General features: G+C 68.3%; 24 protein-coding genes and 1 pseudogene. 18 read left to right on the top strand and 7 right to left on the bottom strand.

Annotated elements, in window-relative coordinates; all coding sequences use genetic code 11:
• The first annotated feature begins 72 nt into the window (after nucleotides 1-72).
• From ACOJUI_RS05390 to ACOJUI_RS05380, 3 genes are all read left to right on the top strand, one after another.
• Complete coding sequence (locus ACOJUI_RS05390) at nucleotides 73-438, top strand: ArsR/SmtB family transcription factor (RefSeq protein WP_422117057.1); 366 nt, start codon at nucleotides 73-75, stop codon at nucleotides 436-438.
• A gap of 35 nt (nucleotides 439-473) precedes the next feature.
• Nucleotides 474-905, top strand: a complete 432-nt coding sequence (locus ACOJUI_RS05385) for an arsenate reductase ArsC (RefSeq protein ID WP_422117056.1) — start codon at nucleotides 474-476, stop codon at nucleotides 903-905.
• 418 nt (nucleotides 906-1,323) lie between these two features.
• Nucleotides 1,324-1,848 (top strand): hypothetical protein, encoded by a 525-nt coding sequence (locus tag ACOJUI_RS05380; protein WP_422117055.1) that lies wholly within the window; start codon nucleotides 1,324-1,326, stop codon nucleotides 1,846-1,848.
• Nucleotides 1,849-1,968: 120 nt separating this feature from the next.
• On the opposite strand, the gene ACOJUI_RS05375 is transcribed toward ACOJUI_RS05380, so the two are convergent.
• Complete coding sequence (locus tag ACOJUI_RS05375) at nucleotides 1,969-2,379, bottom strand: DUF302 domain-containing protein (RefSeq protein WP_422117623.1); 411 nt, start codon at nucleotides 2,377-2,379, stop codon at nucleotides 1,969-1,971.
• A 55-nt stretch (nucleotides 2,380-2,434) separates the two neighbouring features.
• Nucleotides 2,435-2,692 (bottom strand): metal-sensitive transcriptional regulator, encoded by a 258-nt coding sequence (locus ACOJUI_RS05370; protein WP_206397983.1) that lies wholly within the window; start codon nucleotides 2,690-2,692, stop codon nucleotides 2,435-2,437.
• Nucleotides 2,693-2,852: 160 nt separating this feature from the next.
• On the opposite strand from ACOJUI_RS05370, the pseudogene ACOJUI_RS05365 reads away from it, so the two are divergent.
• From ACOJUI_RS05365 to ACOJUI_RS05340, 6 genes and pseudogenes are all read left to right on the top strand, one after another.
• Nucleotides 2,853-3,148, top strand: a pseudogene (locus tag ACOJUI_RS05365) (rhodanese-like domain-containing protein).
• A gap of 25 nt (nucleotides 3,149-3,173) precedes the next feature.
• On the top strand, nucleotides 3,174-4,043 hold the full coding sequence (locus ACOJUI_RS05360) for a sulfite exporter TauE/SafE family protein (protein ID WP_422117054.1): 870 nt from the start codon (nucleotides 3,174-3,176) through the stop codon (nucleotides 4,041-4,043).
• Entirely contained in the window at nucleotides 4,040-4,432 is a 393-nt protein-coding gene (locus ACOJUI_RS05355; RefSeq protein ID WP_422117053.1) for a thioredoxin family protein, read from the top strand. The genes ACOJUI_RS05360 and ACOJUI_RS05355 overlap by 4 nt, the downstream gene beginning before the upstream one ends.
• 167 nt (nucleotides 4,433-4,599) lie before the next feature.
• Entirely contained in the window at nucleotides 4,600-6,042 is a 1,443-nt protein-coding gene (locus tag ACOJUI_RS05350) for an MBL fold metallo-hydrolase (protein ID WP_422117052.1), read from the top strand.
• Nucleotides 6,039-6,635, top strand: coding sequence for a rhodanese-like domain-containing protein (locus ACOJUI_RS05345; RefSeq protein ID WP_422117051.1), 597 nt, complete (start codon nucleotides 6,039-6,041; stop codon nucleotides 6,633-6,635). Before ACOJUI_RS05350 ends, ACOJUI_RS05345 begins: the two co-directional genes overlap by 4 nt.
• A 31-nt stretch (nucleotides 6,636-6,666) precedes the next feature.
• Nucleotides 6,667-6,831 (top strand): hypothetical protein, encoded by a 165-nt coding sequence (locus ACOJUI_RS05340; protein ID WP_422117050.1) that lies wholly within the window; start codon nucleotides 6,667-6,669, stop codon nucleotides 6,829-6,831.
• A gap of 254 nt (nucleotides 6,832-7,085) precedes the next feature.
• On the opposite strand, the gene ACOJUI_RS05335 is transcribed toward ACOJUI_RS05340, so the two are convergent.
• Together ACOJUI_RS05335 and ACOJUI_RS05330 are read right to left on the bottom strand one after the other, a co-directional pair.
• Nucleotides 7,086-7,706 carry a response regulator gene (locus ACOJUI_RS05335; RefSeq protein ID WP_422117049.1) on the bottom strand — a complete coding sequence of 207 codons (621 nt, stop codon included), beginning with the start codon at nucleotides 7,704-7,706 and terminating at the stop codon, nucleotides 7,086-7,088.
• Entirely contained in the window at nucleotides 7,703-8,881 is a 1,179-nt protein-coding gene (locus ACOJUI_RS05330) for a sensor histidine kinase (RefSeq protein ID WP_422117048.1), read from the bottom strand. The genes ACOJUI_RS05335 and ACOJUI_RS05330 overlap by 4 nt, the downstream gene beginning before the upstream one ends.
• Before the next feature lie 151 nt (nucleotides 8,882-9,032).
• On the opposite strand from ACOJUI_RS05330, the gene ACOJUI_RS05325 reads away from it, so the two are divergent.
• Nucleotides 9,033-10,118 carry an ABC transporter permease gene (locus tag ACOJUI_RS05325; protein WP_422117622.1) on the top strand — a complete coding sequence of 362 codons (1,086 nt, stop codon included), beginning with the start codon at nucleotides 9,033-9,035 and terminating at the stop codon, nucleotides 10,116-10,118.
• A complete protein-coding gene (locus ACOJUI_RS05320) occupies nucleotides 10,115-10,834 on the top strand; it encodes an ABC transporter ATP-binding protein (RefSeq protein ID WP_422117047.1) in 720 nt (239 codons plus the stop codon). Before ACOJUI_RS05325 ends, ACOJUI_RS05320 begins: the two co-directional genes overlap by 4 nt.
• A gap of 195 nt (nucleotides 10,835-11,029) precedes the next feature.
• Here ACOJUI_RS05320 and ACOJUI_RS05315 read toward each other — a convergent pair whose 3' ends face one another.
• Nucleotides 11,030-12,154, bottom strand: coding sequence for a hypothetical protein (locus tag ACOJUI_RS05315; RefSeq protein WP_422117046.1), 1,125 nt, complete (start codon nucleotides 12,152-12,154; stop codon nucleotides 11,030-11,032).
• 19 nt (nucleotides 12,155-12,173) lie between these two features.
• Nucleotides 12,174-12,539: a hypothetical protein gene (locus tag ACOJUI_RS05310; RefSeq protein ID WP_422117045.1), complete on the bottom strand. Its 366-nt coding sequence runs from the start codon at nucleotides 12,537-12,539 to the stop codon at nucleotides 12,174-12,176.
• 561 nt (nucleotides 12,540-13,100) lie between these two features.
• On the opposite strand from ACOJUI_RS05310, the gene ACOJUI_RS05305 reads away from it, so the two are divergent.
• The 3 genes from ACOJUI_RS05305 to ACOJUI_RS05295 all read left to right on the top strand — a co-directional run bounded on the left by ACOJUI_RS05305 (nucleotide 13,101) and on the right by ACOJUI_RS05295 (nucleotide 15,088).
• On the top strand, nucleotides 13,101-14,411 hold the full coding sequence (locus tag ACOJUI_RS05305; RefSeq protein ID WP_422114637.1) for an ISL3 family transposase: 1,311 nt from the start codon (nucleotides 13,101-13,103) through the stop codon (nucleotides 14,409-14,411).
• Between the two features lie 115 nt (nucleotides 14,412-14,526).
• Nucleotides 14,527-14,766 carry a hypothetical protein gene (locus ACOJUI_RS05300; RefSeq protein ID WP_422117044.1) on the top strand — a complete coding sequence of 80 codons (240 nt, stop codon included), beginning with the start codon at nucleotides 14,527-14,529 and terminating at the stop codon, nucleotides 14,764-14,766.
• 145 nt (nucleotides 14,767-14,911) lie between these two features.
• Nucleotides 14,912-15,088, top strand: a complete 177-nt coding sequence (locus tag ACOJUI_RS05295) for a hypothetical protein (RefSeq protein WP_422117043.1) — start codon at nucleotides 14,912-14,914, stop codon at nucleotides 15,086-15,088.
• Nucleotides 15,089-15,273: 185 nt separating this feature from the next.
• On the opposite strand, the gene ACOJUI_RS05290 is transcribed toward ACOJUI_RS05295, so the two are convergent.
• Entirely contained in the window at nucleotides 15,274-15,795 is a 522-nt protein-coding gene (locus ACOJUI_RS05290) for a dihydrofolate reductase family protein (protein ID WP_422117042.1), read from the bottom strand.
• Between the two features lie 477 nt (nucleotides 15,796-16,272).
• Between ACOJUI_RS05290 and ACOJUI_RS05285 the strand changes: the two genes are divergently transcribed.
• From ACOJUI_RS05285 to ACOJUI_RS05270, 4 genes are all read left to right on the top strand, one after another.
• On the top strand, nucleotides 16,273-16,371 hold the full coding sequence (locus tag ACOJUI_RS05285) for a hypothetical protein (protein ID WP_422117041.1): 99 nt from the start codon (nucleotides 16,273-16,275) through the stop codon (nucleotides 16,369-16,371).
• A gap of 459 nt (nucleotides 16,372-16,830) precedes the next feature.
• Entirely contained in the window at nucleotides 16,831-17,331 is a 501-nt protein-coding gene (locus ACOJUI_RS05280) for a hypothetical protein (RefSeq protein ID WP_422117040.1), read from the top strand.
• Nucleotides 17,332-17,826: a hypothetical protein gene (locus ACOJUI_RS05275; protein ID WP_422117039.1), complete on the top strand. Its 495-nt coding sequence runs from the start codon at nucleotides 17,332-17,334 to the stop codon at nucleotides 17,824-17,826.
• A 146-nt stretch (nucleotides 17,827-17,972) separates the two neighbouring features.
• The gene (locus ACOJUI_RS05270; protein ID WP_422117038.1) at nucleotides 17,973-18,359 is read left to right on the top strand and encodes an MmcQ/YjbR family DNA-binding protein; all 387 of its coding nucleotides are present in this window, start codon (nucleotides 17,973-17,975) and stop codon (nucleotides 18,357-18,359) included.
• Nucleotides 18,360-18,382 lie beyond the last annotated feature (23 nt).

The raw sequence follows: 18,382 nt of genomic DNA, 5'->3' as shown, positions 1-18,382 counted from the left end.
GCACCTTCCATCGACGGATATCGATCCGAACGCTATGCTTCACATCGATATCCGTCAATGTGAGGTGAGGGCATGTCCACCACGATCGATACCCCCGCTGCGCCACTCGAGCCTGCGACCGGCGCCGAGGCGTGCTGCACGCTGTCCGCCGGGCCCGTCAACAGCGTCGACGCCGAGAGGCTCGCGTCGATGCTGAAGGCGCTGTCGGACCCCACTCGGCTGCGGCTGCTCTCCCACGTCGCCGCCCAGGGCTGCACCTCGGTCTGCGCGTGCGACCTCACCGAGCCGCTCGGGATCAGCCAACCCACCGTCAGCCATCACATGAAGAAGCTCGTCGACGCCGGGCTCCTCACGCGCGAACAGAAGGGCCGCTGGGCCCACTACTCGGTCGTTCCCTCAGCCTTCGCGGAACTGCGCGCCTTCCTCGACATCGCCTGAACTCCCACTCCCACCTTCCTGCCCTGGAGGCCCCCATGACTGCACGTCCCAGCGTCCTGTTCGTCTGCGTCCACAACGCCGGCCGCTCCCAGATGGCCGCCGGCTGGTTGCGGGAGCTCGCCGGGGACCGCATCGAGGTGCGTTCCGCCGGCTCCGCGCCCGCCGACTCCATCAACCCCGCGGCGGTCGCGGCGATGGCCGAAGTCGGCATCGACATCTCCGACCAGACCCCGAAGATCCTCACCCCCGACTCGGTCCAGGCCTCCGACGTGGTCATCACCATGGGCTGCGGTGACGCCTGCCCCTACTACCCCGGCAAGCGCTACGAGGACTGGAAACTCGAGGACCCTGCCGGCAAAGGCATCGACGAAGTGCGGCCCGTGCGCGATGAGATCCGCGTCCGTGTCGAGGAGCTCATCGCCAGCCTCCTACCCCAGGGCACTCCAACCGCTCCGGCTCAGATTTGAGGATCCAGATGGCACCGTCGCGAGCAACCCCTCGTCCCTGGGTCCCCCTGCCCTGACTCCATGCGTCTGGCCGCCACTATGAACCGCCCGCAGACCAGGTGATGCGGACGGGGCGCAGTCGCCCCTTTCGTAGGCTGGAAATTAACCCTCCGATAGGTGTCACGCGCCGCGACGTGCGTGTCGAACTGGGAGACCCCAACAGGACAGACATTCGCCGTTCTTCTACGGTTCTCGACAGAGTCCCAATCGGTCTTCTGCGGCACATCAGGCAGACCGGGTATGCGCCGGTGGGGCAGGCTTCCGCTTGCGGTTACCGTGTGACGGTGGATCAGGCAACCGGGGGCATGGGTGCCTTGTCGACGAGTCGAGCGCCGCTCGGCGCACGGCGACCCAGGAGTATCTAGTCGGAGCTGCGATCTTGGAGGCAGAGCACCAAGAAGTGATCCGTGAGGAGCTTCTTCCTCTGCTCTTGCCTGGTCAGGTAAAGCTCCATTGGACGGAAGAGAGCGAACGCCGCCGTCGTCGGATCGTTGATGCGATCGTTGCGGTCGGTCCGATGAATGTCATCGTGACGCACTTGAGCGAGCGTCAACGGAAGACGGAGCGGTTTCGACGCAAGTGCCTGGAGGTGCTCTACTACGAGCTCGCCGGAGCTGAGGTGCTCGAGGTGACGCTCGAGAGTCGAAGCCCAGCGCAGGACTCGAAGGACCGTGCGCACATCGTCGCTCTGCAGAACCAAGGCCTCGATCGGGGGGTGCGGATCCAACATCTGAGGGGAGGGGACGAACCGCTGTTGTGGATCGCAGACGCAGTGCTCGGCTCCATCGACGCTGCTCACTTGGGCAATCCGGCGCACCTGGCGGCCTTGCAGAGCACGATCCTGGTCGAGCAACGGACCCCTCAGTCTCTGGATCCGTCCGCAGGGGCAAGCGAAAGGCCCTAGATCCAGTCGTCCGGCTGGGGTTCTAAGGCCTTCTTCCTCACCCGTCGTAACGGGGGGCGCTCCCTATCGTAGCCAGCGCTCACCGAGCTGGCAAGGCTCAGCCGGGGCACTGAGGGTCAGTCAGCCTGCGGCAAATGAGGCCAGGGCTGCGCGCAGCCGTGCGTCGGCATCATCGGCCACCGCGCGGACGTGGTCGCTGTCGCTGAGCTGGACCATGACCTTCGGATCCATCGCCTCGATGATGCTGCGGCCGTCCTCGGTGCTGGCCCGGACGATCACGTTGCACGGTAGCAATGCGCCAAGCTGCGGCTCCGCGGCGAGGGCCCGGCGAGCAAGGCTGGGGTTACAGGCACCGAGGATGATGTAGTCGCCGATCTCCTCGGCCGCGTCTGCGTCGAGCTTCATCTCGAACATGGCCCGCATGTCGATCTCGGTGATGATCCCGAATCCCTGGTCGGACAGCGCTGCGCGCACACTCTCGACGGCCTGCGCGTACGGCTGGTCGAGGGTGAGGTGATGCGTGTAGGTCATCGCGTTCTCCTTCGGGTCCTCGTGCCGGACCTCGATCATCTCGAGTTCCTGGGTCTCAGGCCAGGGTCAGGAACAGCTTCTCGAGCTCCTTGCGGTCCAGATCCTTGTCCGGGCTGGTCATGCACTGCTCCATACCGCTGGCGATGATCGCGAATCCGGCGCGGTCCAGCGCCTTGGAGACGGCTGAGAGCTGGGTGACGACGTCCTTGCAGTCACTCCCCTCCTCGATCATCCGGGTGACAGCGGCGAGCTGTCCCTGAGCCCGCTTGAGGCGATGGATGACGGGGGTCATGTCTGAAGGGTTGAGTTCCATGGCGTTCTCCTGACTGAGGGTGATGGCTCGATCTTATACCCCCGGGGGTGTCTTGCATACCCCCTGGGGTATGTGGCATTCTCCGTGGCGCGGGTGCAGCGCACCCGCCGGTCGCCAGCCCGGCCACGGGGGCGACTCACGACGTGGAGAGGAAGCATTCATGCCTGAGATCACCGCTGCCGAGACAGATGTCCGTCGCGTGCGGGACCAGATCGTCGATGTCCGCGAGGACGAGGAGGTCGCCGAGGGGATGATCCCCGGCGCGATCCACATCCCGCTGGGCAGCTCTCCGCGCGAGCGGGCGAGCTGGACCGGGAGCGGCCGGTGATCACGGTGTGCCGCAGCGGGCGGCGCAGCGCCGGCGCAGCGGAGCAGCTCGAGGCCGCTGGATTCGATGCCGCGACGATGGGTGGCGGGATGGTCGCGTGGCACGCCGCCGGCCTGCCGACCTCCTGATCTCGCAGCCCAGAAGGAGGCCTTCATGACGTTCACACTCGTCCTCACCCTGCTGCTGGCAGTCCTGATCGGCGTCTCGCTCGGACTGCTCGGCGGCGGCGGCTCGATCCTGACGGTGCCGATCCTGACCTATGTGGCGGGACTGCCGCCTAAGGAGGCGATCGCCGCCTCGCTGTTCGTCGTCGGGACCACCTCGGCAGTCAGCGCCATCAGCCACGCCCGGGCAGGCCGGGTGCGGTGGCGCACCGGGCTGATCTTCGGGGCAGCCGGGATGGTCGGCGCCTTCGGCGGCGGGATCCTCGGCGGCTACATCCCAGGCACCGTGCTGATGATCGCGTTCGCGCTGATGATGGTCGCGACGTCGATTGCGATGATCCGCGGCCGCAAAGGCGCCCGCGCAAAGGATGCCTCCGCACGCGAGCTGCCCACGGCGAAGATCGTGATCGAAGGGCTCGCGGTCGGACTCGCCACCGGCCTGGTCGGCGCGGGCGGAGGGTTCCTGGTGGTGCCCGCCCTGGCGCTGCTGGGAGGGTTGCCGATGCCGGTGGCGGTGGGCACCTCGCTGGTGGTGATCGCGATGAAGTCCTTCGCGGGACTCGCCGGCTACCTCACCTCCGTCTCGCTGGACTGGGCCCTGGTGGGCGGGGTGACCCTCGCCGCGATCCTCGGCTCACTGCTCGGATCCCGCCTGGCCGGGCGGATCCCCGAAAACGTCTTGCGTAAGGGCTTCGGGGTGTTCGTCCTGGTCATGGGAGCCTTCGTCCTGGTCCAGGAGCTGCCGGGGATCGCCGGCACCATCGCCGGCGCGGTAGCGGTGCTGCTCGCCCTCGCGGCCGCCGGATGCTGGTTCCTGCTGCCGAGCTGCCCCCTGCGCGCGACGCGGCGGCCCGCATGAGCGCCCCCGCTCCCCACGCCCCCGGGCGCGTCCGTGCCCTGACGGAGGCCACGTTCGGGCCCGCGATCCGTTCCCATGAGCTGGTCGTGGTGGACTTCTGGGCCTCCTGGTGCGCCCCGTGCCGGCGCTTCTCGCCCATCTTCGCTGCCGTCGCCGCCGAGCACCCGGAGGTGCTGTTCGCCTCCGTCGATACCGAGTCGGAGCCCGGACTGGCAGCTGCCGCGAACATTCGGGCCCTGCCCACGCTGATGCTCTTCCGTGACGGGCTGCTGGTGCAGACGCACCAGGGCGGGCTCCGCGCCTCCCGCCTCACCAGGATGCTCAAGACGGTGCGCGCCCTGCACATGGGTTCCGTGGGCGCGCCGGCCCCGGACGCTGGTCAAGGGTGACAGATCGCGCCGTCACTGCTCCGCTGCGAGGGGTGCGCGGTCGTCGCAGTGCGGATGCGCCGCAACGACCACCTCTCCACCCCCACTTCGCATACCCCCCGGGGTACCTGATACCCTGGGGGGTATAGGGCGCGCACTACTGCACACCACTTCTTCCAGGAGGAACGATGCTTCTCGAACGCATCTATGACGAGGACCTTTCCCAGGCCAGCTACTTCATCGGCTGTCAGTCCCAGAGCGTGGCACTGGTGGTGGATCCGCGGCGCGACATCCAGGTCTACCTGGACCTTGCCGCCCACCACGGGATGACCATCACCGCGGTGACCGAGACCCACATCCATGCCGACTTCCTCTCCGGCACGCGCGAGCTGGCCGCCGCCACCGGCGCCACCGCGTACGTCTCCGGCGAGGGTGGAGAGGACTGGACCTACGGCTTCGAGGCCGAGCTGCTGCACGATCGCGACACGATCCAGCTGGGCAACATCACCGTCACCGCCCGCCACACCCCGGGTCACACCCCGGAGCACCTGTCCTACCTGGTCACCGATGGCGCCTTCACCGACAAGCCCGGCTACTACCTCACCGGGGACTTCGTGTTCTCCGGGGACCTGGGCCGTCCGGACCTGCTGGACGAGGCCGCCGGCATGGAGGACACCCGGTTCGAGGGCGCCAAGCAGCTGTTCGCCTCGCTGAAGGGCGCCTTCCTCACCCTGCCCGATCATGTGCAGGTCTTCCCTGGCCACGGCGCCGGATCGGCCTGCGGCAAGGCGCTCGGTGCTCTGCCGTCGACGACCGTCGGCTATGAGCGGAAGTTCGCCTGGTGGGCCACCTACCTCGAGCGCGATGACGAGCAGGGCTTCATCGACGAGCTGCTGGAGGGGCAGCCCGACGCGCACGCCTACTTCGCGCGGATGAAGCGCCAGAACAAGCAGGGTCCCGCGATCCTCGGCGACCGGCCCGCCCCGCGACGGATGAATGCGGGCGAGCTCCAGCGCGGCCTCGAGGACGACGCCCTCGCCCTGGTCGATACCCGGGGCGTGGATCAGGTCCACGCCGGGACGGTGCCCGGCGCGCTGAGCATCCCTTCGCTCGGCAAGGCCGCCACCCACATCGCCTGGGCCTTCGACCCCGAGAGCGACGACGCCCGCCTGGTGGTGCTTGCTGAGAGTGCCGAGGACGCCGCCGAGTACGGCGATCACTTCGTGCGCGTGGGTGTGGACGGCCTGACCGGCTACGTCACCTCCCTCGACGGCCTGCCCACCACGGTCCCGGCGGTGGTCTCCCCCGTCGACCTGGAAGAGCTGCGCGCCGAGGACTCCACGGCTCTGCTGCTGGATGTGCGCAACCGCAGCGAGCACGCGGACGGCACCGTTCCCGGCGCCGAGCAGCTCTCGGCGGGGAAGGTGCTGTTCCACCAGGAGGATCTGCCGGACCCTCACGCGGGCCGCCTGATCACCTTCTGCCAGTCCGGTCTGCGCAACTCCGTGGCCGCCGCTGCGCTGCGCCGCGCGGGCTACGACGTGGTCGAGCTGGAGGGCAGCTACTCCGGCTGGTCCCAGTGGGCCGCGCAGCAGCGCGACGTCGCGACCACCGGGGAGGATGCCCGATGACCACCTCCCTGCGGGACGCCCCCCGTACCGTCGCGCCGGCCGAGCTCACCCGACGCCTCTCCGAGGATCCGGAGCTGATGATCGTCGACGTCCGCACCCCGGGCGAGTTCGAGACCACTCACATCCGCGGCTCCTACAACGTGCCCCTGGACCTGCTCACGGAGCACACTGCCGACCTCGCCGAGCGCCTGCACGACCACGTCGTGCTGGTGTGCCAGTCCGGCGCCCGGGCGAGCAAGGCCTGCTCGGCTCTACATGAGGCCGGCTTCGACGCTGTCGACGTGCTCGAGGGTGGCATCACGGCCTACCAGGAAGCCGGCGGCACCGTGGTGCGACGCGGTTCCCGCTGGGTGATGGACCGCCAGGTCCGCGTGACGGCCGGGTCCCTCGTCCTGCTCGGCACCCTGGCCGGCCAGCTCATCCACCCCCGCCTGGGACTGGTCGCCGGCGCCATCGGCGCGGGCCTGACCTACTCCGCTCTCAGCGACTCCTGCGCCATGGCCTCGGTCCTCTCGAAGATGCCCTGGAACCGCGTCGCACCGGACCCCTCCCTCGCAGCCCTCTTCGAGAAGGCACCCGCGCAGGCCGCCTGAACCGCCCCACCGCAACCGCAAGGAGAACCCCATGTGCAGAGCCACCACCTGCCGCACCTGCGGCAAGACCACCTGGGCCGGCTGCGGCCAGCACGTCGACCAGGTCATGAAGAACGTCGCCCCCGGGGACCGCTGCCCCGGCCACACTGATGACGCCCGCCGCCCCGGCTTCTTTGCTCGCCTACTCGGACGCTGACCCCACCAAGCACTCACCTTCATGCCGGGAGCCCTCCACCAGCACTGCCGTGCCCGTGGAGGGCTCCCCTCTGCTCGGAGCAGAGGACGCTGCGATGCGAGGTGCGACTCAAACTGGGGCACTCCAGTGGAACAGTTACTGAATGGTCTTTTACGGTTCCCAATAGAGTCAGCATTCACTCTTCTGCGACACATCTGTCGCACTGGGTATACACCAATTGCACGTAGACGGCAGGGGTGTGCTGACGATCGTGCCTAGCGGATCGCGCCGATGGAGCGCGCCTGGGAGACCGCAGCAGTTCGCGAGCTCACGCCGAGTTTCGTGAAGACGTGCACGAGGTGAGACTTGACGGTGGCTTCGGTGATGTGGAGCTGTTCGGCGATGCGGGTGTTCGATGCGCCGTCGGCGACGAGCCGTAGGACGTCCAGTTCGCGAGCGGAGAGACTGGTGCGGGGTGCGCGCATGCGGGCCATGAGGCGACCCGCGACTGCTGGCGCGAGGGCGCTTTCACCGGCCGCGGCGGCGCGAACGGCCGCGAGCAGCTCTCCTGGCGGGGCGTCCTTGAGGAGATAGCCACTTGCGCCTGCTTCGACGGCGCTGAGGATGTCGCCGTCGCTGTCGTAGTTCGTGAGGACGAGAACGTAGGGCGCGGAGTCGGTGGCACGAATCCGCCGGGTCGCGTCGGCCCCGGTGCTGTGCTGCCCGAACTGGAGGTCCATGAGGACCAGATCGGGGTGGAGAGCCGCAGCGAGAGAGACGGCGTCTTCGGGAGTCGTCGCTTCTCCCACGACGGTGATGCCGTCGGCGCCATCGAGTAGTGCGTGCAGCCCAGCCCGGACGACGGGGTGGTCGTCGGCGATGACGATCCGAATCATGTCTGCTGGCCCCTCAGATGGACGGTGAGGGTGGTGCCTTCACCCGGTGCGCTGTCGATGGTGAGCTCTCCTCCGAGTTGCTGGACGCGTTCCTCCGTCGCCCGCAGTCCGAACGAACCCGTGGTGCCGGCTCTCGAGCGCACGGCGGCCGGGTCGAATCCGACGCCGTCATCGCGCACCGCCAGGACCACGTCCGTGCCAACAACGTCCAGGGTGATGGCCACGGTGCTGGCGCCGGCGTGCTGTGCGACGTTGGCGACGGCGCCCTGGGCGATCCGCAGCAGCGCGGTCTGCATATCCATCGGGAGATCTGTGACTGTCGTCGGGGTGGTGACGGCGACGCGGAGACCTTCTCGGCCCCATTGGTCGCTCAGGCGGTGGAGGGCGGAGCTGAGACCGGCGTCGAGGGACGGCGGGGCGAGCTCCCGGATGAAGCGGCGGGTGTCGGCGAGTCCGTCGGCGGCGGTGGTGCGGGCAAGGCGGATGTGCTCGATGCCGGGCCGGTCACTATCGGCGGCTTCGGCGGCGTGAAGCAGCATCTGGATGCTGGAGAGTCCTTGCGCGACGGTGTCGTGGATCTCGCGGGCGAGGCGCCCTCTTTCCGCCAGGACGCCCTGCTCTCGCTCCGCGGCAGCAAGCTGGCCACGGGTTGCGAGCAGCTCGGTGACGAGTGCTTCTCGTTCGGCAGCTTCTCGCGCGAGAGCCCGGTACCCGAGCCCGATCAGGAGTGCGACGCCCGCTCCGACGAGCGGGCCGACGACTCCTGCGACGCTGAACCCACCGTGCAGACCCAGGGCGATGATCGCGATCCCTGTAGCGATCACGATCACCACGGGTCCAGCAGCTCGGGGCAGCACGTGCAGGTAGAGGAAGAACAGCGGGAACACGAGGTACGCGGCCTCGGGGACCAGCATCAGCAGCCCGACCCATATGGCACTCAGGATGGCGAGCCATATCGCCCCGGCGGCGGCACGGCGAGACTCCCCCAGCGAGGCGATACGCGCGCCCAGCACGTAGACCAGCGCGAACCCGGCGCACAGCACCAGCCCCACCCCCATGGTGTCGCTGCGCACGATCAGCAGGCGGGCCACGACGAGAGTCAGCAGCGTCCCCACCAGGACGTGCAACCCAGTGCGAAGCCCGACGAAGACGGGGGTCAGGGTGCTGTGGGACATGTCCCGGGAAGCCTATGGCCACTGCCCGCTCCATGGATCAATCAGAAGTTGGATCCGAAGAGCCAACCTCGCGGTGATGGCTGGCCCCGCGCTGATGACGAGGCTTGGACCGTCGGCAGGGAAGGCCCCTGCCGGTGGAAGGGAAACACTCGTGTTCGTCGCTTGGCGTGATCTCCGCTTCGCCCGCGGCAGGTTCGTACTCATCGGCTCCGTGGTCGCCCTGATCACCCTCCTGGTCGGCTTCCTGGCCGGGCTGACCGGGGGGCTGGCCTCACAGAACGTGTCCGCAGTACTCAGCCTGCCCGGTGACCGACTCGTGCTGCAGAACCCCCCGGACGGACAGCCATCCTTCTCCGAGTCCTCCATCGACGCCACGACGATCTCCGCGTGGCGCGAGACCTCCGGGGTGGACACGGTCACCCCCATCGGGATCGTGCAGGGCCGCGCGAGCGTGCCCAGCGCGGACGCTCCCACGGTCGCTGTGGCCGTGTTCGGGATCCCGCAGGACGCTCCCCGTTCGACCGTGAGCGACATCGCCCCCGACGCGGATGATGCTGTCGGCCTCTCCGCCGGCGCCGCAGAGGACCTCGACGTGTCCGTCGGGGACCAGATCACCATCGTCGGGAACACCTATCGCGTCACGACGATCGGGGACGAGGCCTGGTACAGCCACACTCCCGTCGTCACGCTCTCCCCCACGGCGTGGGAAGAGACCGACAAGCGCCTCGGCGGCACGAGCGCAGCGACCCTCCTGGCCGTGACCGGGTCACCGGACTGGGATGCGACTGCGAGCCGCACGGACACCTCCGCGAAGCCACCCTTGACCAGCCTCACCGCCCTGGAGACCTTCAAGTCCGAGATCGGTTCACTGGGACTGATGATCGCGATGCTGTTCGGTGTCTCCGCGCTGGTCGTCGGCGCGTTCTTCACCGTTTGGACCATGCAGCGTGCCGGCGACATCGCCGTCCTCAAAGCGCTCGGCGCTTCCACCGGCTCCCTCATCCGAGATGCCCTCGGCCAAGCCCTCGTCGTTCTCGTTCTCGGCATCGGTGTCGGGATCGGCATTGTCACCGTGCTGGGAACTCTCGCCGGCGGCGTCCTGCCCTTCCTCCTCAGCCCCTGGACCACGCTCGCGCCAGCCGCCGCGATGGCCGCTCTCGGACTCGCCGGTGCTGCCGTAGCGCTCCGCGCTGTCACCAACGCCGATCCCCTCACCGCCCTCGGGAGCAACCGATGATCACCCTCGACCACGTCACTCTGACCTTCCCCGACGGCGATTCCCGCATCACCGCCGTCGACAACATCTCCCTCACGACTCCCCCCGCCTTCGTCATGGGGATCACCGGCCCGTCCGGCTCCGGGAAGTCCTCCCTCCTCGCCCTCGCCGCAACCCTGATCCACCCCGACTCGGGACATGTGTGGATCAACGACGTCGACGCCGCGACCCTGACCGCGACAGAAACAGCTGCGCTTCGCCGCGAGCACATCGGCATCGTCTTCCAGCAGTCCAACCTCGTCCCCTCCCTCACCGCCCGAGAACAGCTGCTCGTGATGGCCGAACTCGGTGGCGACAGCCGACGCCAGCGCGCCACCATTCGGGAGCGCGCGGACGATCTCCTCCACGCGGTCGGCCTCACCGAGCACAGCGGCAAACGCCCCGCCCAGCTCTCCGGTGGTCAGCGCCAGCGCGTCGCGATCGCCCGCGCCCTCGTCCACGCCCCGTCCGTCCTCCTGGTCGACGAACCCACCAGCGCTCTCGACCAGGAACGAGGTGCCGAGATCATGGAGCTCATCAGCCAGCTCACCCATGAACGCAGCACCGCCACCATGCTGGTCACCCACGACCTCGGCCACCGGGACAGCCTCGACGGCCTCGTGACCATCGTCGACGGAGCGATCGTCGACACCGACGTGCCGGCAGAGCACCAGAGGCTCTCTGCGGCCTCGCGGTAAACAGGCCAAAACACGCCAGGGACACACCGCAGGTGACCCCGTATACCGCCTCGCCCCCATCGCTCTCGATCACGAATGAGACTTCCCTTGGACATCAGTCCCTCGCCTCACTCGTGGCCCTCGGGGAAGTGCGCGAGGACGCCAAGTTTGAGGCCCGCGCTGCGTCGCTCGTCGGGTATGAGTAAAAAGTAGGGGTCACCGCGTTGCGGGCACGGGATGCCAGGACTCGTCGTCTTCGTCGAGTTCCCATACGCGGGCGCGTTCCGCGTCGAGGCTGATCGGGGCGAACCAGATCGTCTCGTCGGGCGTGAACCCGGCAATCATGGAGGCCCGGTCGCTGTCCACAGCGAGGGCGCGGCCAGCGCCCGCGAGATAGCCGCGGACGGTGAGATGGATACCGTCGACCTCCTGCGCGAGGGCATGCCAGTCGGGCTGAACCCACGCACCTAGCCGGTCCGTGGTCGCTCCCCAGTCGCTCCGTCGTAGCGCGGTCACGTCGAGAGGATAGCGGCGGCAGAGCTTGGTCCAGTCCTGCGGATGGTCAATCTCCAGGACCGTCCGGGACGGGCCAGGGTGGGCGGGAATGCAGGTCGCGCGCTGCGCTCCGAAGGTGTCTTCGATGATCCCCAGCATCGGCACGTCGCCGCTCGGGCCGGCACGCGCGGTGCGCGCCAGGCCCAGGGGCGGCGTAGACCACCAGTCAGCACTGACGCCCAGAGCGGGATCGCGCCGAAGCTCATCAGCGCATTCCGCTTCGCGTTCGCTGAGATCCCGGCGCCATCGCGACAAGATCTCCTCAGGCGGCCGCCGAGGCTCCTCGGCCTCCGGCGCGGGCAGCGATTCGAACACGATGCACACCTGAGGCGCGCTGGAGTCGTAGGCGCGTGCCCATACGTCAGGCACGTAGGGGAGTACTTGCTCGGAAATCCGGGCAAGGGCGGGCCGCATGACCGGTAGAGACAACAGCCGGTCCTCGCCGTCCGGCTTCCGCCAGTACGCGGCGCTGTCGACGGACGCCTCCAGTGCCAGGCGCAGGGCGCGGGGAGTGAGGTCGGGAACTTCGCATGCCTCGAGGAGCTCCGCGAGAACATCCGGGCTCGGTGCCGTCAAGCCCGAGGGTTCGGGGTACCACTCCTCGCTGCCCGAAGAGTCCTCGGAGAGCAAGAATTGGTATCGGACCGCTCCCGAAGGAAAGAACTGCGAGACGGTCTCTGACCGCGCTAGGGCAAGCCGCTCGGACGTGCGGGGGTGCGTAGCGAGCTCGAAGAGGAACCGGCGGCCCCGAGGGCCGATGAGGAACTCCTCGACACTGATCGACATGAGCCGAGCTTAGGCCCGATCAGTGTGCCCACTCCTCGGGGAAGTGCGCGAGGATGCCGATGTCTGGGCTGACGCTCTGCCCGACCATCTCGATATGCAACACCCCGTCGCTGTCCGTCGCGCTTTGATGAACGACACCGGAGACGTGGCACAAGATCGCCGCATCGCCAGGTCCAGCCTCGCGGGCAAGCCGTCCGACCCGCAGCCATAGCGCACTGGAGTCGTCGTCGCAGTAGGACTCGACCGTGGCCCGCACCTCGACGCGATCACCCAGGATTCCTGCCCCGAGAACGAGTTCGAGACGGACTCCGCCAATCTCTGACCCCTCCTCGCGGGGAAGTCGTTCGACCGACAGCAGTCTTCCGGTGGCGTTGATGTATCTCATTTGGAAGCACCCTCCGCTCAGTACACCGGGTCGGCAACCCCGCCGTTGGGCCGCCACGTTACGCACCTGCGCAGGCACATCGGGGCCAGAGCGACGCTCTGGCACAAAATAATGGAGCGCCTGCATCTGCGGCGCCAGGCCTCAGCCGGCCTGACGCTGGGTTGCTCGCGGCATCCCAGCATCGTTGAGGCTGATGAGCAGATCGCGATAGTCCTCGGCGTCGCCAGGTCAGTCCCAAGATAGGGCACCCCAGCAGGACAGTTAGCGGACCGTCATTTACGGTTCCGAATCGGGACGGAACGACCTTTCTGCGACACATCTGTCGCGCGGGGTATACCCCAAGTGGGCACAGCCGGGGATCTTGAACAGGGCCGAGGCAACCATCGGCCCGGCTTGACGAACACAATAGGGCCCTCGTGGCGTGGAAGTCGCATCGATAAGCGGCTCTTCGCAGCTGAGGGGGTAGGTGTGGAACGCGGGGTGGGCGCGTCGGTGCCGGGATAGACGTCGAGGTCTCCCGAAGATGGAAGTTCTGACGCTCACCATCTGGAAGACCTCGACATGCTCAACGCTACCTTCGATGACCCCGACCTGACGACCTTCGCCCGCCTCGAGGAGCTTGGCCTGGTCGTGGTCGGCCAGAGGCTCACTGCCGCGCGGGCGGTGCTGGAGTGTCGGCTCGCCGAGGAGGATCCGTGGTGCCGGGCCTGCGGAGCACGGTCGACCTCGCGGGGCTCTGTCGCCAGGTCTCTGGCGCATGAGCCGTTCGGTCACAGGCCCACGACATTGCTGGTGCGGATTCGCCGCTATCGGTGTGACCATTGCGGATGCCACTGGCGCGAAGACACCACCGCGGCGGCCGCAGAGCGGGCGAAGCTCTCCCGAGGCGGGATCCGGTGGGCGCTGGAAGCCCTGGTCATCGACCACCTCTCAATGGCGCGGGTCGCCGCCGGGCTGGGCGTGGCCTGGCATACCGCTAACGACGCCGTTCTCGCCGAGGGGAAGCGGCTGCTGATCGATGACCCGGCCCGCTTCGACGGAGTCCGCGTGATCGGCGTCGATGAACACGTATGGCGCCACACCCGCCGCGGCGACAAGTACGTCACCGTGATCATCGACCTCACCCCCACCAGGGACAAGACCGGGCCCGCTCGGTTGCTGGACATGGTCGAGGGCCGTTCCAAGGCGGCGTTCAAGGCCTGGCTGGAGGCCCGCCCCGAGGCGTGGAAGAACTGCATCGAGGTCGTCGCGATGGATGGGTTCACGGGGTTCAAGACGGCCACCAGCGAGGTCCTCCCCGGAGCGGTCGCAGTCATGGATCCCTTCCATGTCGTCCGCCTGGCCGGAGACGCTCTGGACGACTGCCGGCGCCGGATCCAGCAGAAGCTCCACAAGCGTCGCGGCCGCAAAGACGACCCTCTCTACAAGTCCCGCCGCACCCTCCACACCGGGACCAAGCTGTTGACCGAGCGGCAATGCGAGCGCCTCAGCAGCTTGTTCAGCAGCGAGAAGCATGCTGCGGTCGAGGCGACCTGGGAGATCTACCAGGCCATGATCGCTGCCTATCGAGAACCCGACCGGACCAGAGCCAGAATGATGATGGAGAAGGTCATCGCGGCCCTCAGAGCGAAGGTCCCAGACAACCTCGTCGAGCTGGGAAAGCTCGGCCGGACGCTGACCGGACGCGCCGACGACATTTTGGCGTTCTTCGATCGCCCAGGCACCAGCAACGGGCCCACCGAGGCGATCAACGGCCGGCTTGAGCACCTCCGCGGTTCGGCCCTCGGCTTCCGGAATCTCACCAACTACATCGCCCGCAGCCTCCTCGAATCAGGCGGCTTCAGACCCCGGCTACACCCGCAAATGCGATGAGCCCGATAAGCGGCTCGAGTCGTGAACACCGATGGCCACCAGCAGCGGTCCACTACGGCCCCGGATAGCCACCGACTGAGCTTCCGTTCTATGAATCCCGGTCGCATACTTGGGCATGGTGAACGAGCAATGGTGGGCAAGACTGCAGCCGGCGACGCGAGCGTGGCTGATCGCCAACAATGGCGATATCGTGCCGGAAGAAGTCGCCAACGAGGTCGCCGCGGCAGGAGGACCGGTGGCCGCGGAACCAGCGGGCGAGGATGCCGCCGATCCCGGCCTACGCTATCCGGACGAAGTCATCGACTGGGTTGAGGAGATCGCCAACACTGAAGCTCCGAGTGACTACGGAGACTGATGCATGCTCAGGCGAACCGAATGAGGTCGGCTGCCGCTACCATGCGGGGCCTCGATGGCCTGCTCCCTCGCGGCCTCGTCGAGCCAGTGCCACATAGGCGCGCCCCGCGCCTGTGCGCACCCTTGAATCGGGATACCGTCAGCTCATGGAATACACAGGGTTAGGGCCGATCGAAGTTCTGGTGATCGTTCTGCCGCTGTTGATCTGCGCGGCGGTCGTAGCGACCTTCTTCGTCATTCTCTATTTCGTCGTGAGAGCGGCCGTGGCCGCTGGGATCCGACGAGCGCGGGAGGCCGATGTTTCGGCTCCGCCTGGAGCATGACCACGAGGGGCCGACGAGCCGACCACCCTCAACGCCGTCACGAGCAGGTCCCGGCCGCCGTGAGCACCGTCGAGGCAGCGTCACCCCATCGCAGAGACGCCCTCGTAGGACGCGAAATGGGGTCGCCCCCGCGTCTCGAAGACTTGGATGGTCAGCCCTCGAGGCGTCGTGCGGTTGCTCATGAGTTAGAAGCCCACCGGGACCGACCCCTCGGGGAACAGCCGTCGGCCCTGCCCCACGACCACGGGTGCTACGGCCAACCGCAGCTCGTCGACGAGGCTGGCCGAGAAGAGGCTCTGGGCCAGTGACGAGCTGCCGTGCACCTGCAGGTCGCGGCCGGGCTGCACCTCGAGATCGGCAATCTGCGTCTCGACGTCCCCGCTCACGAGGATGGTGGGATTCCAGCTGTCGTCGGCAAGGGTCTGCGTCGCGACATACTTGGGCAGATCGTTCATCCGGGCCGTGAAGGGGTCCGCCGGATCCGTGATCTGCGGCCAATCACGGGCGAACGCCTCGTAGGTGCGTCGGCCGAGCAGGAGCGCATCGGCATGCTCCAACCAGTCGGAAGCCTGGTCGACGAACGCTGCGTCCATATGCGGCACCAGCCATCCGCCTCGCGTGAATCCTCCGCTGGGATCCTCCTGCGGCGAGCCCGGGCCCTGTGATACCCCGTCCAGACTCACGAACTGCATGACGGTCAACTTCATGGTGGAGCTCCTTGTGGATGAGAGACCTGATGGACACCCTGCCGCGATCGCCTCAGCGAGACAACGAACGTCTCTCCCCCCCCCCCCCCCCCCCCCCCCCCCCCCCCCCCCCCCCCCCCCCCCCCCCCCCCCCCCCCCCCCCCCCCCCCCCCCCCCCCCCCCCCCGCCCGCGCCCGCCCGCCCCCCCCCCCGCCCCCCGGCCCCCCCCCCCCCCCCCCCCCCGCGCCTGGCGCAGGACTGGGCGATCACGGAGATCGTCCCGATCTCGACCGTCTCGAAGACGTCGCTGCGGCGCCGGACCGAGCAGTCGCAGGTCGACGCCGGCCCCGGGTCCGGACATTCGAGCGAGCGCAGGCGGCTGCGACGCTCGACGGGTGAACCGCCCTGTCCGGCCCTGAAGACCTGCCCGTCATCCACCTCGGCGAGCCCGCAAATCCGGAGCTTCCCGACCGGATCACGGCCGCGGGCGGCCGTCCAGTGGCAGCTCGCGACCCCTACCGGGACCGCTCGGGCGTGAGCCTTGCCGATCCGGACGAGCACCTCCTCGTACTGAGCCAGCGCACTTGGAAACAGTGACGAGCCGTCGACGCAGCGGTGAAGCGCCGTCGGCGTGGGGCGCCACCACCACCCGCTTCTTCCTCGAGCAGTGACCCGACGCACCCGCGGCGTAGGCTTGTCATTCACGGGCGCGGCCGCCTCCCCGCAGCACGCACCTCGCGAACCGGTGGCCGGCTCGACGTGCCACTGAACGGCCCTAGAACACCGCCACGAACCGACCACAGCCACAGGACGGCGTCGCTCGAGAAAGTCCGGCGTTGCCCCGCGCGGGGTAGCTGCCGCGACGCAGAGCGAACCGACCGAGGGCACCATGAAGCACAGTCGGCATCCCCCACGCCCGGCCGCACCATCCCGCCCGGGTGGACCGACCCCGACCCCACCACGACCGACGGACGATCGACGAGCGAAGCGACGACCGATGCCGCGCGGTCCCCTCTCCGACCTCCCCAGCGCCGACCCCTCAGGGTCGCCGGTGCCGTGGTCACGATCCTGGCGCTGATGCTGCTGCTCCCGCCGCTGCTGATCGGCGGCCGGTCTCCCCGGGACGTGGCCGAGAACTTCCTCCAGGCCGTGGTCGACGGCGACACCGCCACCGTGCGCGAACACCTTGCCAGCTCCCACGAGTCCGTGGACATCGCCCTGGTCGACGACGTGGTCCACGGCGCGAGCCACCGCGTGGAGCGCTTCACGATCGACACGCTCGAGGTCACCGGCAGCAGCGCCCGCGTCGTCGCGACCCTGGTCTCCCCCGTCGACTCCCTCGAGACCACGCTCGACCTGCAGCGGCGCAGCGAGCCTTTCCTCCGCCCCCGATGGGAGCTCGTCCCCGTCACTCTGCCCACGCTCCGCCTGCAGATCCCCGCGGGCAGCAGCGAGCTGGAGGTCAACGGGCAGGTGCTGGAGATACCGGAGCAGTCGCGTCCTCCCGATGCCTCCGGACTCGGCTCCCTGACCCTGCGCGTCCTGCCCGCAACCTAGGTGCTCGACGCCCAGGAGCTCAGCAGCGCCGTCATCGCCCGGACCGCCCGGGTCACGCTGCCGCCGGTGCTCGGCGAATGGCCCAGCGCACCGGTCGCCGTGGCACTGGACCTCACCGAGGCCGGAGAGGAGGAAGCCCGCAGCCAGCTGCACACCGCGCTCGAGAAGTGCGAGAACAGCGTCGTACCGCAACCGGAAGGATGTCCCTTCGCCGCCCCGGAGGACGTCACGGCGGAAGGGACCTGGAGCATCGAGAGCCCGCCTCTCCTGACCGGGCCATCGGGCGGCAAGGACGGGTTCTTCGAGTACGCCGCCACCTTCGTGACCGCGGAGTTCACCGCTGCCGGTACCGGCACGGGGAGCTCGACGGTGCACAGGGTCGAGGCCATCGGCATGGCATACGTGGTCGTCGATCGCGATGGCCGCGTCCATGCGCAGTGGGCCCTCCACCACATCAGTGGCGCGGAGGCGTCAGCCGCTCAGGAGGACTACTGAGCGTTCCGGTCGAACAGGCACATCCCGGCAGGACGGCGCTGAGCGGCCGTCGTTGCAGGGCGTCGGCCTTGCCCGCGCGCGCCCGATCTCGCGCGGCCGGCCTGACTACGTACTCTCGTTCCTGTTCCGTCGAGCGTGGAGGACACATGCAGGACGACCCGTTGCAGCAGTACGCCAGGGACCGCGTCGAGGAGCTGCCCGGCGCCGGCCTGGAGCACCCGTTCGGACCGCACTGGGAGGTGTTCACGGTGCGTGGCAAGGTGTTCATGCTGCTGACCGAGGTCACCGGGGAGCCGATCGTGATCCTCAAGGCCGCACCCGAGGACGGCAGGGCCCTTCGCGAGCAGTACCCGGGGATCACGCCCGGGTATCACATGAACAAGCGGCACTGGATCACGCTGCACCCCGGTGGGGACCTGCCCGAGCAGCTCGTCGAGGACCTGGTGACCGAGTCGTACCTGCTGTTGGTGGAGAACCTGCCTCGCGCCGAGCGACCCGTCGACCCTGACGCGTTCGGCCAGGAGGCGCCGTGATGCGCTGCGAGAAGCAGCTGCAG

It is taken from the genome of Brachybacterium sp. UNK5269 (assembly GCF_049266655.1).
GTDB lineage: Bacteria > Actinomycetota > Actinomycetes > Actinomycetales > Dermabacteraceae > Brachybacterium.
The sequence above is the reverse complement of the archived record's forward strand: the minus strand, read 5'-3'. Positions and strand labels throughout refer to the sequence as shown.

What these genes read in the sequence shown, in the direction of transcription:
- ACOJUI_RS05390 (WP_422117057.1), top strand. Translation starts at nt 73, where the DNA reads ATGTCCACCACGATCGATACCCCCGCTGCGCCACTCGAGCCTGCGACC.
- ACOJUI_RS05385 (WP_422117056.1), top strand. Translation starts at nt 474, where the DNA reads ATGACTGCACGTCCCAGCGTCCTGTTCGTCTGCGTCCACAACGCCGGC.
- ACOJUI_RS05375 (WP_422117623.1), bottom strand. Translation starts at nt 2,379, where the DNA reads ATGACCTACACGCATCACCTCACCCTCGACCAGCCGTACGCGCAGGCC.
- ACOJUI_RS05370 (WP_206397983.1), bottom strand. Translation starts at nt 2,692, where the DNA reads ATGGAACTCAACCCTTCAGACATGACCCCCGTCATCCATCGCCTCAAG.
- ACOJUI_RS05360 (WP_422117054.1), top strand. Translation starts at nt 3,174, where the DNA reads ATGACGTTCACACTCGTCCTCACCCTGCTGCTGGCAGTCCTGATCGGC.
- ACOJUI_RS05355 (WP_422117053.1), top strand. Translation starts at nt 4,040, where the DNA reads ATGAGCGCCCCCGCTCCCCACGCCCCCGGGCGCGTCCGTGCCCTGACG.
- ACOJUI_RS05350 (WP_422117052.1), top strand. Translation starts at nt 4,600, where the DNA reads ATGCTTCTCGAACGCATCTATGACGAGGACCTTTCCCAGGCCAGCTAC.
- ACOJUI_RS05345 (WP_422117051.1), top strand. Translation starts at nt 6,039, where the DNA reads ATGACCACCTCCCTGCGGGACGCCCCCCGTACCGTCGCGCCGGCCGAG.
- ACOJUI_RS05340 (WP_422117050.1), top strand. Translation starts at nt 6,667, where the DNA reads ATGTGCAGAGCCACCACCTGCCGCACCTGCGGCAAGACCACCTGGGCC.
- ACOJUI_RS05335 (WP_422117049.1), bottom strand. Translation starts at nt 7,706, where the DNA reads ATGATTCGGATCGTCATCGCCGACGACCACCCCGTCGTCCGGGCTGGG.
- ACOJUI_RS05330 (WP_422117048.1), bottom strand. Translation starts at nt 8,881, where the DNA reads ATGTCCCACAGCACCCTGACCCCCGTCTTCGTCGGGCTTCGCACTGGG.
- ACOJUI_RS05320 (WP_422117047.1), top strand. Translation starts at nt 10,115, where the DNA reads ATGATCACCCTCGACCACGTCACTCTGACCTTCCCCGACGGCGATTCC.
- ACOJUI_RS05315 (WP_422117046.1), bottom strand. Translation starts at nt 12,154, where the DNA reads ATGTCGATCAGTGTCGAGGAGTTCCTCATCGGCCCTCGGGGCCGCCGG.
- ACOJUI_RS05310 (WP_422117045.1), bottom strand. Translation starts at nt 12,539, where the DNA reads ATGAGATACATCAACGCCACCGGAAGACTGCTGTCGGTCGAACGACTT.
- ACOJUI_RS05305 (WP_422114637.1), top strand. Translation starts at nt 13,101, where the DNA reads ATGCTCAACGCTACCTTCGATGACCCCGACCTGACGACCTTCGCCCGC.
- ACOJUI_RS05300 (WP_422117044.1), top strand. Translation starts at nt 14,527, where the DNA reads ATGGTGAACGAGCAATGGTGGGCAAGACTGCAGCCGGCGACGCGAGCG.
- ACOJUI_RS05295 (WP_422117043.1), top strand. Translation starts at nt 14,912, where the DNA reads ATGGAATACACAGGGTTAGGGCCGATCGAAGTTCTGGTGATCGTTCTG.
- ACOJUI_RS05290 (WP_422117042.1), bottom strand. Translation starts at nt 15,795, where the DNA reads ATGAAGTTGACCGTCATGCAGTTCGTGAGTCTGGACGGGGTATCACAG.
- ACOJUI_RS05270 (WP_422117038.1), top strand. Translation starts at nt 17,973, where the DNA reads ATGCAGGACGACCCGTTGCAGCAGTACGCCAGGGACCGCGTCGAGGAG.